A 13,075-nucleotide genomic window follows, 5' to 3' on the forward strand; every position below is an offset into this window, starting at 1 on the left:
AGAATTGCTTATGAAATATAACCCATAATCTGCGCAATAACCTGCTTGCTGTCTTCCGGCTGGCGGCAAATGACCAGGATCGTGTCGTCCCCTGAGATCGTGCCCATAATCTGCGGCCAGTCAATATTGTCAATCAGCGCGGCGACGGAATTCGCCGTACCCGGCAGGCATTTCATAACCACCAGGTTGGCGGAGAAGTCGATCTGCACAAAGTTGTCCACCAGCACACGCTTCAGCTTCTGCGTCGGGTTATAGCGCTGGTCGGTCGGGAGCGAATATTTATATCTGCCATCGTCCATTGGAACCTTGATCAGCAGCAGCTCTTTGATATCCCGTGATACCGTAGCCTGTGTGACCTGGAACCCTGATTCCCGCAGCGATTCCACCAGCTCGTCCTGTGTTTCAATATCTTTATGCGTGATAATCTCACGGATCTTAATATGCCTTTGTCCCTTCATTGTTGCCTCCTGTATTGAATAATGAATTACTTAATGGAATTCCAACTGGATTTCAATTGGATTCTCCGTCGTCCCTGCCCAGCCTGATGACCTGAATTACGCCGGTTGAAGGATGAACATACAGCACCCCGCTGCATTCCGGATAAATCAGCAAAAAGGGAAGCAGGCTGTCCCGGAGTCCGCTCCCGGTGAAGTCGAGCGGCTTACGCGGCCGGGCCAGCAGGACCAAATATAATGAGCCTTCTTCTTTGGTGGCAATATAATCGATGAACAGCCGGCTGTACAGCTGCGTCCCGTCCACATTGAAGGACAGCGGAATCTTCAGCTTCCCGCCAATCACCTCATAACCGGCCTCCTCCAGCACCACCAGAGAGGGAGAGGGCAGGATGACCTTGTTAATCGGGATGCGGTCCTTCAGGAAGGAGCGCGGGGAATTCTGCAGCCATATATATATCCGGTATATGACAAAAACAATCAGCGCTACGCCAATCAACGCCATGACAGCTGTATCAGAGCTTCCGGCCATCCCAATCACCTCGGTGATTTATTCGCGCGTTGACCCCTGAAATCCTGCTGCCTTGGCAGAAATGGCTACTTCACACAGCGATACTGCGAAAGCGTGCAGCTGAGTTAGACAACAATAATCAGAACATTCGTTTGTATTATAGCAGCATTTCCGATTTCAAAGCAACGCCAAACCTCGCTCATTCGCATGTTCTTTTTTTGACAAGTAGAAACTGCTTCGCCGTCCTCAGCGAAGCGTATGCTTCCGAAGCAGCGATACTACGTATCGCTTTCAGGCATCCGTTTCTGCGTGATTTTAAAAGGAGTGCTAAAGCGGCGGACGCGGCTACTTCGGACATTTCAGAGGCATTTATGCCTCTTATTGCGGTAGACGCGGCCACTTTGCGCATTTCAGAGGCATTTATGCCTCTTATTCCGGCGGACGCGGCTACTTCGGGCCATTCAGAGGCATTTATGCCTCTTATTCCGGCGGAAGCGGCTACTTCGGGTATTTCAGAGGCATTTATGCCTCTTATTGCGGCGGATGCAGCCACTTCGCGCGATTCAGAGGCATAAATGCCTCTTATTCCCGTGGACGCGGCCACTTCGGGTATTTCAGAAGCATTATGCCTCTTATTTCGGCGGACGCGGCTACTTCGGACATTTCAGAGGCATTTATGCCTCTTATTGCGCCGGACGCAGCCACTTCGGGCATTTCAGAGGCATTTATGCCTCTTATTCCGGTGGACGCAGCCACTTCGGGCCATTCAGAGGCATTTATGCCTCTTATTGCGGTAGACGCGGCCACGTCGGGTGGTTCAGAGGCATTTATGCCCCTTGTAGGCCAGCTAACATTCTAAACCAATAAGTTACTTGCTGCCGGCCTACTTATAGTTTTATCATCCTGTTATTCTCTGCAATTGCCGGTGTCTTTACACAAAAAGAGAGGCTGCCGGGTAGTCGCACAGCCTCCGAATATAATTAGTTAAGTCCAGCAGGTGGAACAGCAGCTTCAAGAGCATTAATTCACAGTTGGCGCAGTTACTGAAGTACAATGTCCATGGTCTACGATGTCTATTTCCGCGCACTGCCGTGCCCGGTGTTCACCGTAAACGCAGCAGCCGCTTCCTTAATCACCGCGTCGGCCAGCTGCTCGAAGGAAGCAGCCTGGATGGCAGGCTTCAGGTCGCCAGCAATTTGTTCAGCGGATAAGACATCCGCCTCAGGAGCAGCACCCTCTGTAGCAGCACCCTCTGCACCAGCACTCTCTGCACCAGCACCCTCTGCACCAGCACCCTCTGCACCAGCACCCTCTGCACCAGCACCCTCTGTAGCAGCACCCTCAGTATCCACAGTCTCCGGCAGCAGCCGCCAGTGGGCCAGGAACTCAATATTGCCTTCCCCGCCGGTTATCGGCGAGAAGGTTAAGCCCTGAAGTGCATAGCCCAGGCCCTCGGCCATCGAGAGCACATTCAGCAGCACTTCCTTGTGGACGGCCGAATCGCGGATGACGCCGGTTTTGCCGACCTTCTCGCGCCCTGCCTCGAACTGGGGCTTGATCAGCGCGGCGATATCCGCCGGACGCTGCACCAGCGCCATCAGCGGCGGCAGGATGATTTTGAGTGAGATAAAGGAGACATCAATACTGGCAAAATCAGGCGCTGGTCCCGGCAGATCGGGCGGGGTCATGTAACGGAAGTTGGTCCGCTCCATCACACTGACCCGCTCATCGTTGCGCAGCGACCAATCCAGCTGGTTGTAGCCGACGTCCACGGCATACACATGGCTCGCACCATTCTGCAGCGCACAATCGGTGAAACCGCCGGTGGAAGCGCCGATATCCAGCATAATCCGCCCATCAAGGGAGATTCCGAACTGGCGCAGCGCCTTCTCCAGCTTCAGGCCGCCCCGGCTGACGTAGGGATGGATCGCTCCTTTGACCTTCAGCGTTGACCCGCGTGATACCTTCATCCCAGGCTTCTCTATCCGTTCCTCATCCGCAAGCACCAGGCCTGCCATAATCGCAGCCTTGGCTTTCTCGCGGCTCTCATAGAATCCCTGCTCCACGAGCAGGACATCAATCCGTTCTTTGCGGTGTTCCATGGTCATCTCCCGGTCATTCATGAATTGCCGATTCCGTGTATCCGCTTAGGAAGACGAAGTCGTCTTGTATGGAAAAGCTCTTGCCGCCATCATCGTTCTGATACGGGCACAGACGGCTTCTGCGGTCAGCCCTGTCTCTTGGCGCTGCTCCTTGATCGAGCCGTGTTCTATGAACAGATCCGGCACACCCATCAGATGGACGCGCGCATCGTAAATTTCATGCTCGGCATAGAATTCCAGCACAGCACTGCCCAGGCTTCCCGCCTGGCTGGCTTCTTCCAGCACAACCATGCCTGTACCAGCACGGCTAAGCTCCAGCAGCATGTCGTTGTCCATAGGCTTCAGGAAGCGGGCGTTGACTACACCGACCTGCTTGCCTTCACGCTTCAGCAGCTCAGCCGCTTCCTCTGCCACCTGGACCATCGGGCCACAGGCCACAATGGCGTATTCGTCTCCGCCGCGCAGCCGCTCCCAGGAACCAATCGGCAAGGCGTGCAGCTCGGCATCCATAGTCACACCCGTGCCGTTAATCCGCGGGTAGCGGTAGGCAATCGGTCCATCATTATAGTCAAGCGCCGTCTTCATCATATGGCGCAGTTCGTTCTCATCCTTTGGCATCATCAACACCATATTCGGGATATGCCGCATAAAAGCTATATCGTAAACGCCCTGATGCGTCTCCCCGTCCGCCCCGACAAAGCCGGCACGGTCGATGGCGAACATCACATTGGCATTGTGACGGCAGATGTCATGCACAATCTGGTCATACGCGCGCTGCATGAACGTCGAATAGACTGCGTATACCGGCTTCATACCTTCCATGGCAAGCGCTGCGCACAGCGTAGCCGCATGCTGCTCGGCAATCCCCACATCGATCATCCGGTCGGGGAACTCCTTGGCGAACGGGAACAGTCCCGATCCGCCCGGCATCGCCGGTGTAACGGCGATCAGCCGTTTGTCCTCACGGCCCAGCTCAATCAGCGTCTGGCCGAACACCTCGGTATACATCGGAGTGCCTACGGCCTTAAGAGCAGCGCCGGATTCGATTTTGTAAGGGGAAATGGCATGCGATTTATAGAAATCGGTCTCCGCCGGTTTATAACCTTTGCCCTTCGTGGTCAGCACATGCACTAGCACCGGTCCAGCCACGTTGTCCGCCTGGTGGAAGGTGTCAATCATCTTCTCCAGGTCATGTCCATCGACAGGTCCTAGGTAGGTAAAGCCAAGCTCTTCGAACAACACGCCTGGAACCATCATGTATTTCAAGCTGTCCTTCAGCCGTTCTGCGGTCTTCGCCAGTCTTCCGCCGATCGCGGGAATCTTCAGTAGCAGTCCTTCCACTTCATCCTTGGCCCGCAGATAATGGCGGTCGGAGCGGATTTTGCTTAAATAGTTGTGCATCGCGCCCACGTTCGGGGCAATCGACATTTCATTATCATTGAGAATAACCATCAGCTTGCGCTTCTCGTGGCCGATATGGTTAAGCGCTTCAAAAGCCATGCCGCCCGTCAAAGCACCGTCCCCGATCACGGCAATAACCTTATTGTCCTCGCCTTTCAGATCACGGGCAACTGCCATGCCCATCGCTGCCGACAAGGAGGTGCTGCTGTGTCCGGCTTCCCAGACATCATGCTCACTCTCGGAGCGTTTGACGAAACCGCACAACCCCTGATGCTTGCGCAGCGTGTCGAAGCGGTTCTGGCGTCCGGTCAATATTTTGTGCACATAAGCCTGGTGGCCTACGTCGTAGATCATCTTGTCCTTTGGACTGTTATAGCAATAATGCAAGGCCAGCGTGAGCTCCACTACCCCCAGATTGGAACCGAGATGTCCGCCGGTAACGGTAAGCTTATCGATCAGAAACCGGCGGATCTCCTCCGCAAGGGTAGCCAGTTCTGTGACTGACAAGGTTTTCAGTTGCTGTGGATCATTTATTTGTGGAAGCAGCACGAGTATTCCCCGCTTTCCTGGATGTTGTAAAATATATAAAACCCATTATAACACAAACGAAACGGCTGCCCTAGCACAGCCGTTTACGCATAATGCTTAATGATCTCTTTTCATTAAATAATCGGCAATTTCCAGCAGTCTGCGGCTGTCGGCGAAACCGCCTTTCAGCACGGCAGTGCGGGCATTGTCCGTCAGTCGGCGCACTTCTTCGCGCGAAGCCTCAAGACCGATGAAATACGGGTAGGTCACCTTCTGCTGCTTGATATCGCTGCCCGTTTTTTTGCCAAGCTTGCCTTCGTCTCCGACGAGATCAAGGATATCGTCCTGAATCTGAAAAGCGAGCCCAATCGCCGTTCCGAATTCTCGCAGCGCTTCCAGCTGCTGCTGCCCGGCCCCGGCGATTCTTCCGCCTGCCAGCAGGGAGAAGATGATCAGATCTCCGGTCTTGTGCAGATGGATATACTGCAGCTGGGCCAGATCGGTCAGTCCCTGCTCACCATCCATATCGGCGATCTGGCCACCAACCATACCGCGCGGACCCGCCATCTCGGCCAGATCCTCCACGATGGAAAGCGCGCTGTCCGCAGAAACACCATATCTGCGGGAAGCCTGCACCACACTGTAGAACGCGTGGGTCAGCAGGGCGTCTCCGGCCAGGATGGCGGCCGCATCGCCGAATACCTTATGATTCGTCAGCTTGCCCCGCCGATAGTCATCATTGTCCATCGCAGGCAGGTCATCATGAATCAGCGAATAGGTGTGGACCATCTCAATGGCTGCAGCCACAGGCACCGCCGCCTCGCGTTCTCCGCCTGCCGCTTCGCAGGCAGCGAGCACCAGCAGCGGGCGCAGCCGCTTGCCGCCTGCATCCAGCGAATATTTCATCGCTTCCCGCAGTCGCTCTGGCACCTGCCAGCCTGCGGGGAGCGTAGTCTCCAGCTCAGCGGAGAGTAAGTCGTTCACCGCCGTGATGTATTCGTTCAGCGGCTGGCGCAGCTCCTCTGCTTCGCTGCCGGCTTCAGAGTCCTGCTGCTCATAAGGAGTCATCAGTTTCCCCTTCCAGGCGGGCACCAAACGGCTTCTTGCGCAGTTCCCCATCCTCCAGCGTAATCATCTCAATCTTCTGCTCCACCTGCGCAAGCCTTCCTCCGCACAGCTGGGACAGCTTCATACCCTGCTGGAACAGATCGATCGCCTTCTCCAGCGGCACATCTCCATGCTCCAGTTCGCGTACAATCTCCTCGAGCTGTTCCATTGCCTGTTCGAAATCCAGTTCAGCTGCCGATTCTGCCGGTTTGGCCATCTTCTCTCACTCCTTTTACTTCGCAGTCCAGTTGTCCGTCGTTCAACTTGATGATCACCGTATCGCCGGGCGATACTTCCGCCCGCGACTTGATTAAGTGCTGCGCCCCCTCGTCATAGACGAGGCTGTAGCCGCGCCCCATCACCTTCAGCGGGCTGAGCGCATCCAGCTGGCGCAGCTCTGCGGCGAAGCGCGAGCGCTTCTCCCGCAGCCGTGCCTGCATCGCGGCTGCCAGCTCGCGGCGGCGGCTCTCTGTGCGCTGCCGAGCCGCCTCTACCGCTGCCTGCGGGTGGAACCGCTGCAGGCGCGCGTGCTGCACCGCCCGGCGCTCACGCGCCCGGGCGAGCCGGTTCTCCGCCGCGCGGCCCAGCCGCGCGTGCAGCATGTCCAGCCGCTGCGCGTGCTGCGCCAGCGCTCGGCGCGGGCCTGCCAGCGCCAGCGAGCGCTGCAGCGAGGCCAGCTGCTCGCGGCCGCGCTGGGAGCGCCGCTGCAGCGCCTTGCGCAGCCGCTCCTCGTGAGCGCGCAGCTGCGCCGCCAGCTCGCCGGCATGCGGCACGGCCAGCTCGGCGGCCGCGGTCGGCGTGGCCGCGCGCAGGTCAGCCGCGAAATCGGCGATCGTGAAGTCGGTCTCATGACCGACGGCCGAGATCACCGGCACCGGGGACGCGGCAATGGCCCGCGCGACGGCTTCCTCGTTGAACGCCCACAGCTCCTCCAGGGAGCCGCCGCCGCGTCCGACGATCAGCACGTCGGCCTCGCCCATGGCGCCCATCCGCTCGATGGCCTTCACAATCGATGCCCCTGCCCCTTTGCCCTGCACCAGCACGGGATAGATCACTACATGCACTTGCGGGTACCTCCGACGCAGGGTGATCACGATATCCCGCACCGCCGCGCCGGTAGGCGAGGTGATGACTCCGATGCAGCGCGGGAAGCGCGGCAACGGGCGCTTGCGGGATTCCGCGAACAAGCCTTCGCGGGTCAGCTTGTCCTTCAATTGCTCGTAAGCCAGATACAGGCTGCCAATCCCGTCCGGCTGCATCTGCGTGGCATAGAACTGGTATTGTCCATCGCGTTCATAGACGGTCACATTGCCCCGGGCAATCACCCGGGTACCTTCCTTCGGCACAAAAGGCAGCCGCTGGTTATGCGAAGCGAACATAATCGTCTTGATCCGGCTACTCTCATCCTTCAGCGTGAAATACATATGTCCGCTGCCATGGTGCGTGAAATTCGAAATTTCCCCGCGGACCCAGACATCGGTCAGCAGGCTGTCTGAATCCAGCTTCATGCGGATATACCGGTTAAGCTCCTTAATGGAATAGACCTGCCGCTCTGCCGCCATGTCCCGCTTACTCCAGACCGCGGCGGCGTTTGGCCGCAACCAGCGTGTTGCTCATCAGCATCGTGATGGTCATCGGGCCTACACCGCCCGGGACCGGCGTGATATAGCCAGCGACTTCCTTGGCACTTTCGAAATCTACGTCGCCTGCCAGCTTGCCGTTGTCTAGCCGGTTCATGCCGACGTCGATCACCACTGCGCCCGGTTTCACGTACGAGGCATCAATGAAATTGGCGCGGCCGATTGCTACCACCAGAATATCTGCCTGGCGGCTAAGCTCAGCCATGTTCGCCGTGCGGGAATGACACATCGTTACCGTGGCATGCTCGCGCTGCAGCAACAGCGATACCGGCTTGCCCACAATATTGCTGCGTCCGATCACTACCGCATGTTTGCCGGCCAGGCCGGTACCTGTGCGTTTGATCAGTTCAATGACCCCTGCCGGAGTACAAGGCAGCAGGCTGTCAGCGCCAATAACCAGGTTGCCCACGTTCACCGGATGGAAGCCGTCCACATCCTTCTCCACTGCGATGGCATCAATGACAGCCTTCTCTTCAATATGAGCCGGAAGCGGCAGCTGGACGAGAATCCCGTCAATATCGTTGTTTGTATTTAACTGCTCGACCAGAGCCAGCAGCTCCTGCTGCGAGGTAGAGGCATCCAGCCGGTAGACTTCGGAATGAAAGCCCAGACTGATGCAGGATTTCTCCTTGTTGCGTACATAAACCTGGGAACCTGCATCCTCGCCCACCAGAATTACGGCAAGACCGGGTTTCACCCCGCGTTCAGCCAGCCCGGCAACCTCCCGGGCAATATCGATACGAATTTCGTCGGATACCTGTTTACCGCTGATGATTGCTGCTGTCATGAATGTCTCTCCTCTATTGTGTACTGTTATTCTGCTGTAGGGGAATGGTCTGCTTTGAGCGTATCCAGTTCCTGGATCATCTTGCCCAGCACGCCGTTAACGAACTTGCCGGAATCTTCGGTGCCAAAGTGCTTGGCCAGATCAATCGCCTCGTTGACAGCAACCTTGGCTGGCACATCACTGGCGAACACCATCTCGAACGTGGCTAACCGCAGAATCTGGCGATCTACCCGGGACAGACGACTCATCTGCCAGCCCTTCAGATAATGCTCCAGCATCTCGTCAATCGCAACCTTATGCTCCCAGACTCCATTCACATGCTCCACCACATACGCCTTCAGTTGAATCTCATCGGTGATGACACGCTCCGTCTCATTCTCGTCCGATGCTTCCTCCAGCAGCATATCCACGGCATCCGCGCTCTCTACCTCATTCATTTCCATCTGGTACAGGCTCTGTACAATAATTTCCCTTGCTATACGTCTTTTCATGTGTTCCTCCTAATAAAAATTCGATCCCTCCCAAACCCTCCCTTCCAAGGGAGGGCCCCAAAGGGTTGTACCCTCTGGACACCCGCAAGTTTGGCGAATAAGCCTGGCGGTACTGTGATTAGGCAGCTGGGAGGGGGGAACGCTTATCCCTGCGGGACCGCTTGGACGCCGCAGGGTTTGGCCCGCTATCCCTGACGGGATGCGAGCCGGGGACTAAGGTCAAAGGCAGGCTGTTCCTGCGGAATGCGCAACACCTGAAAGGCGAATGCGGGCTGTTCCTTCGGAATGCGCAACACCTCAAGGCCAAAAGCAGGCTGTTCCTTCGGAATGCGCAAGACCTTAAAGGCAAAAACGTTACTACTCAGGTTCCAGCCAGGATTTAGAGTCTGCCCTGGAGCCTTCCGAGTAATTAGATGCGAAACTGCAACTAAATTCAGCCGAAACGTCCATTAGCAGGCAAATAAGTGCAAATCTGCAACTAATTTCGAGTAAATCACTCCTGGAACGCTCAAAAGTCTAAAATAGATGCGTATTCGCACTTATTTCCTCCAAAACGGAAAAAATCGGTTAAATAGATGCAGTTTTGGTTACTACTTAGAGCCCCCTTGTGTTCCTTGTGTTACTCGTCCGAGCCTGTCATACCACACCGCGCGACAAGGAGGCTAAGCATAACAAAGGAAGGCTGTCGCCGGTAATCAGCGATTAACTTTCAGACTATTAACGGACTCAGGAGCCCCTATTTGCTGTAAAAAGGCTGTTTTGCAGCTCTAACGGACTCAGGAGCCCCTATTCAAGCCGAAACCCACTAGGTAAGGCCTGTTTATCTGATATAGAGGCTATGCGGTCCGTTACATTCCAAACCAGCGCAGAAATGAGGAAATAGGAGCTATACGGTCCGTTAGGACGTAGGTTACCTGAAGTTCGGGTGGGGGAGCGTTTGGATTACGGTAGTGCGATCCCCTAACCTTCGCAAGTAAACCTTCTATATCCTCGCAGGGTCCTAAGCAGTAACCAGTTTCGCAACTAATTGTTCGGCTCCCTAAAGATGGAACAGAATCTGCGTAAATCTTTTTATAAGGAGTCCTAAGTAGTAACACAAAAGCAAGCTGTTCCTGCGGAATTCGCAATACCTTAATGACAAAGGCAGGCTGTTCCTGCGGAATGCGCAACACCTTATCTTTATACATACCTTGTCCACAACAAAAGTAAATCATTATTTCCTATACATTGAAAAAAACCGCCAGCGTCTTCATCCCGGGGCAACGGGCGATAAAAAGCTTATACAGGTTCCTGCTCCGGGAGAAAACTATAGCGGTTCATTTGAAGGGACGCCAGCGCTCAGAAAGATTACTTACCAGATCCTTCCACTGAAAAGCGGGAGGCTGCGGGTAATCCTTCCGCTTGCCGAGCTTATATCCGATGAACACTACCAATGCAAAGAACAGCATATCCCAAAACCCGACAATTAAATAAATCAACCCGAGAATAAAACCGAAGGCTACTCCGGCAATTCTACCCCCGTGACTTTCCCATACTTCTCTCCAGGACATAAGGGAAATTCACCTCTATTCCACTCGACTTTTGAAGCTTGGAGATTGTGTAAGGTTGGCAATGTATACAGACACATCAGCGACCGGTATACCTGTAGTCTCCTGTACAAAATCATGCACCTGACGCTGCACATCCGTCGTCAGCAGCGGCAGGGAATGCTCACCGTCCACCACGGCCCGGATCATGATCTCAAGTCCGGCCTGAGAGACACGAATCCGCGATTTCAGATCGCGGATGCCCTTGACCTTGCCGGCAGCCTTGAGGCTCAGATTCTCAATCGTTTCCATGGAAATCTGGATGTCGCCATATTCCGTCCGCTGGTCCACGGAAGGCAGCGAGGCACGGTCACGGCGCATGGAAATGTAGAAGAAACGGATACTCAACAGGAACAGAACCACTGCCACCGCAATCGCGGTAATGTAGACTGCAGGCCCATCATCAATCTCCGGCACGTCTGGAAGTGCTCCGCTAAGGAGGAGGATGGCGATTACAGATAATATTCCAATGCTTAAGCTGTACACAAACAGCAGAAGCCTGTCCAAAATTTTGGCCACGAGTCTCATAACCTCCTTAAATTAGAGTAAACCCTCGACTTTGCTGTCGGGGGTTTATGGGAGAACGATGACTGTTATTTAACGCGGACAACCAGATCAGTTTCCTCGTTCTTATCAACATTGCCATTGTTTTTGAACTGCACATCATGAATATGCACATTCACTTCCACAACGGTCAGACCGGTCATAGTCTCGATGGAACGTTTGACATTGCGCTGGATCTCCCCGGCTACCTCGGGAAGACGGTTGCCGTATTCAATAATTACGGATACATCCACCGCAGCCTCGCGTTGTCCAACCTCTACCTTAACGCCCTTAGACAAGTTCTTGCGGCCCAGCAGCTCAACAATGCCGCCGGCAAACCCGCCGCTCATACCTGCCACGCCCTTGACCTCAACAGTCGCCAGACCGGCAATTACCTCGATCACCTCGGGAGCAATCTGAATTTCACCGATTTCCGTCCGTTCATATTCTGTCGGCAACGTACTCATTATGGACCTCACACCTTTCGACCAAAAGTTGTTCAATATTTCAAGCGCAAAGCACGTCTCTTATTTAACATACTATATCATTTGACGAACTTTATGACAAACAATCCGAAGTCGTCCTAAATTTCATACTCCTCCAGAAACTTGATATCGAAATTCCCGTCCAGGAATACAGGATGCTCCAGCAGCTTTTGGTGGAAAGGAATGGTTGTATGTATGCCTTCCACAGCAAATTCAGCCAGGGCCCGTTTCATCTTGGCCACCGCTTCCCGGCGCGAGGGCGCCCAGACAATCAGTTTCGCAATCATCGAATCATAGAAGGGCGAAATCGTATAGCCAGGATAAGCTGCGCTGTCCACACGGACACCAGGACCGCCAGGCGGAAGGTAGAAGCCGATTTTGCCGGGTGAAGGCATGAAATTGCGCTCCGGGTCCTCTGCATTGATCCGGCATTCCATGGACCAGCCGTTAATGACAATATCCTTCTGGGCAAAAGACAGCGGATTGCCCTCGGCCACCGAAATCATTTCCTTGATCAGATCGACGCCGGTTACCATCTCGGTAACCGGATGCTCCACCTGAATACGCGTGTTCATCTCCATGAAGTAGAACTGGCCATCCGGTCCAAGCAGGAACTCCAGCGTACCCGCACCCGAATAATTCACGGCCAGCGCTGCACGAACGGCCGCATCGCCCATTGCTGTCCGCACTTCCGGGGTCAGCACGGAGCAAGGAGCCTCCTCGACCAGCTTCTGACGACGCCGCTGCACGGAGCAGTCCCGCTCGCCGAGATGCACGGCATTGCCATGGTTGTCGGCGATAATCTGAATTTCCACATGCTTCATTCCGGTCAGCAGCTTCTCCAAATAGACGCCTGCATTGCCAAAAGCCTTCTGGGCTTCCTGCTGAGCCGCTGTAATCTGCTTCACCAGGGACTCCTCATCCTCGGCAATACGGATTCCCTTCCCGCCGCCGCCTGCAGTAGCCTTGACGATAATCGGATAGCCGATACTTCTGGCCATCAGCACGGCTTCCCCGATATCGTCAACCAGTCCGTCCGAACCTGGAATAATCGGCACACCAGCCAGCTTCATCGTTTCCTTGGCTACCGCCTTGTCGCCCATTCTGGTGATCGCATCCGGCGAAGGCCCAATGAAGATAATGTTGCATGACTCACAGATTTCGGCAAAATCGGCGTTCTCGGCCAGGAATCCATAACCGGGGTGAATCGCATCGCATTCGGTTAAGGTGGCTACGCTCATAATATTGGTAAAGTTCAGATAGCTGTCCTTGGACGCCGTAGGTCCGATGCAATAAGCCTCGTCCGCCAGCCGGACATGCAGTGAATCCCGGTCCGGCTCTGAATAGACTGCGACGGTGGATATGCCCAGCTCGCGGCAGGCCCTGATAATGCGCACAGCAATTTCGCCGCGGTTAGCAATCAACACTTTTTGAATGTTCAT

Annotated in this window: 13 protein-coding genes and 1 pseudogene; 1 reads left to right on the plus strand and 13 read right to left on the minus strand. The window is 55.0% G+C overall.

All coding sequences use genetic code 11. The features are described 5' to 3' along the window. Positions 1 to 8: 8 nt before the first annotated feature. Both ahrC and B9T62_RS21190 read right to left on the minus strand, forming a co-directional pair. On the minus strand, positions 9 to 458 hold the full coding sequence (gene ahrC, locus B9T62_RS21185) for a transcriptional regulator AhrC/ArgR (protein WP_087917108.1): 450 nt from the start codon (positions 456 to 458) through the stop codon (positions 9 to 11). A 52-nt stretch (positions 459 to 510) separates the two neighbouring features. Beyond that, on the minus strand, positions 511 to 984 hold the full coding sequence (locus B9T62_RS21190; RefSeq protein ID WP_087917109.1) for a hypothetical protein: 474 nt from the start codon (positions 982 to 984) through the stop codon (positions 511 to 513). A 29-nt stretch (positions 985 to 1,013) separates the two neighbouring features. On the opposite strand from B9T62_RS21190, the gene B9T62_RS21195 reads away from it, so the two are divergent. Next, positions 1,014 to 1,538: a hypothetical protein gene (locus B9T62_RS21195; RefSeq protein WP_087917110.1), complete on the plus strand. Its 525-nt coding sequence runs from the start codon at positions 1,014 to 1,016 to the stop codon at positions 1,536 to 1,538. 789 nt (positions 1,539 to 2,327) lie between these two features. On the opposite strand, the pseudogene B9T62_RS21205 reads toward B9T62_RS21195, so the two are convergent. The 11 genes and pseudogenes from B9T62_RS21205 to accC form a co-directional block, all read right to left on the minus strand. Continuing rightward, positions 2,328 to 3,065, minus strand: a pseudogene (locus tag B9T62_RS21205) (TlyA family RNA methyltransferase); the annotation flags it as partial. 45 nt (positions 3,066 to 3,110) lie between these two features. Then, entirely contained in the window at positions 3,111 to 5,015 is a 1,905-nt protein-coding gene (dxs, locus tag B9T62_RS21210) for a 1-deoxy-D-xylulose-5-phosphate synthase (protein WP_087917112.1), read from the minus strand. A 96-nt stretch (positions 5,016 to 5,111) separates the two neighbouring features. Continuing rightward, positions 5,112 to 6,062 (minus strand): polyprenyl synthetase family protein, encoded by a 951-nt coding sequence (locus B9T62_RS21215; protein WP_087917113.1) that lies wholly within the window; start codon positions 6,060 to 6,062, stop codon positions 5,112 to 5,114. Further along, positions 6,049 to 6,318: an exodeoxyribonuclease VII small subunit gene (gene xseB / locus B9T62_RS21220; RefSeq protein ID WP_087917114.1), complete on the minus strand. Its 270-nt coding sequence runs from the start codon at positions 6,316 to 6,318 to the stop codon at positions 6,049 to 6,051. Before xseB ends, B9T62_RS21215 begins: the two co-directional genes overlap by 14 nt. Next, entirely contained in the window at positions 6,290 to 7,663 is a 1,374-nt protein-coding gene (gene xseA, locus B9T62_RS21225; protein ID WP_087917115.1) for an exodeoxyribonuclease VII large subunit, read from the minus strand. Before xseA ends, xseB begins: the two co-directional genes overlap by 29 nt. Before the next feature lie 7 nt (positions 7,664 to 7,670). Next, positions 7,671 to 8,528, minus strand: a complete 858-nt coding sequence (gene folD / locus B9T62_RS21230; protein WP_087917116.1) for a bifunctional methylenetetrahydrofolate dehydrogenase/methenyltetrahydrofolate cyclohydrolase FolD — start codon at positions 8,526 to 8,528, stop codon at positions 7,671 to 7,673. A gap of 26 nt (positions 8,529 to 8,554) precedes the next feature. Beyond that, complete coding sequence (gene nusB, locus B9T62_RS21235) at positions 8,555 to 9,019, minus strand: transcription antitermination factor NusB (RefSeq protein ID WP_087917117.1); 465 nt, start codon at positions 9,017 to 9,019, stop codon at positions 8,555 to 8,557. A 1,316-nt stretch (positions 9,020 to 10,335) separates the two neighbouring features. Further along, positions 10,336 to 10,569 carry a DUF2273 domain-containing protein gene (locus tag B9T62_RS21245; protein WP_087917119.1) on the minus strand — a complete coding sequence of 78 codons (234 nt, stop codon included), beginning with the start codon at positions 10,567 to 10,569 and terminating at the stop codon, positions 10,336 to 10,338. A 15-nt stretch (positions 10,570 to 10,584) separates the two neighbouring features. Next, the gene (gene amaP, locus B9T62_RS21250) at positions 10,585 to 11,124 is read right to left on the minus strand and encodes an alkaline shock response membrane anchor protein AmaP (RefSeq protein ID WP_087917120.1); all 540 of its coding nucleotides are present in this window, start codon (positions 11,122 to 11,124) and stop codon (positions 10,585 to 10,587) included. Between the two features lie 74 nt (positions 11,125 to 11,198). Next, positions 11,199 to 11,615 (minus strand): Asp23/Gls24 family envelope stress response protein, encoded by a 417-nt coding sequence (locus tag B9T62_RS21255; protein ID WP_087917121.1) that lies wholly within the window; start codon positions 11,613 to 11,615, stop codon positions 11,199 to 11,201. Between the two features lie 116 nt (positions 11,616 to 11,731). Further along, complete coding sequence (gene accC, locus B9T62_RS21260; protein ID WP_087917122.1) at positions 11,732 to 13,075, minus strand: acetyl-CoA carboxylase biotin carboxylase subunit; 1,344 nt, start codon at positions 13,073 to 13,075, stop codon at positions 11,732 to 11,734.

This window comes from Paenibacillus donghaensis, assembly GCF_002192415.1.
Lineage (GTDB): Bacteria > Bacillota > Bacilli > Paenibacillales > Paenibacillaceae > Paenibacillus_AQ > Paenibacillus_AQ donghaensis.

Bases quoted from the DNA above. Each gene is read 5' to 3' on its own strand.
- xseB (WP_087917114.1), bottom strand. From the start codon at position 6,318: ATGGCCAAACCGGCAGAATCGGCAGCTGAACTGGATTTCGAACAGGCA.
- B9T62_RS21245 (WP_087917119.1), bottom strand. From the start codon at position 10,569: ATGTCCTGGAGAGAAGTATGGGAAAGTCACGGGGGTAGAATTGCCGGA.
- xseA (WP_087917115.1), bottom strand. From the start codon at position 7,663: ATGGCGGCAGAGCGGCAGGTCTATTCCATTAAGGAGCTTAACCGGTAT.
- B9T62_RS21255 (WP_087917121.1), bottom strand. From the start codon at position 11,615: ATGAGTACGTTGCCGACAGAATATGAACGGACGGAAATCGGTGAAATT.
- accC (WP_087917122.1), bottom strand. From the start codon at position 13,075: ATGAACATTCAAAAAGTGTTGATTGCTAACCGCGGCGAAATTGCTGTG.
- ahrC (WP_087917108.1), bottom strand. From the start codon at position 458: ATGAAGGGACAAAGGCATATTAAGATCCGTGAGATTATCACGCATAAA.
- B9T62_RS21190 (WP_087917109.1), bottom strand. From the start codon at position 984: ATGGCCGGAAGCTCTGATACAGCTGTCATGGCGTTGATTGGCGTAGCG.
- B9T62_RS21215 (WP_087917113.1), bottom strand. From the start codon at position 6,062: ATGACTCCTTATGAGCAGCAGGACTCTGAAGCCGGCAGCGAAGCAGAG.
- folD (WP_087917116.1), bottom strand. From the start codon at position 8,528: ATGACAGCAGCAATCATCAGCGGTAAACAGGTATCCGACGAAATTCGT.
- nusB (WP_087917117.1), bottom strand. From the start codon at position 9,019: ATGAAAAGACGTATAGCAAGGGAAATTATTGTACAGAGCCTGTACCAG.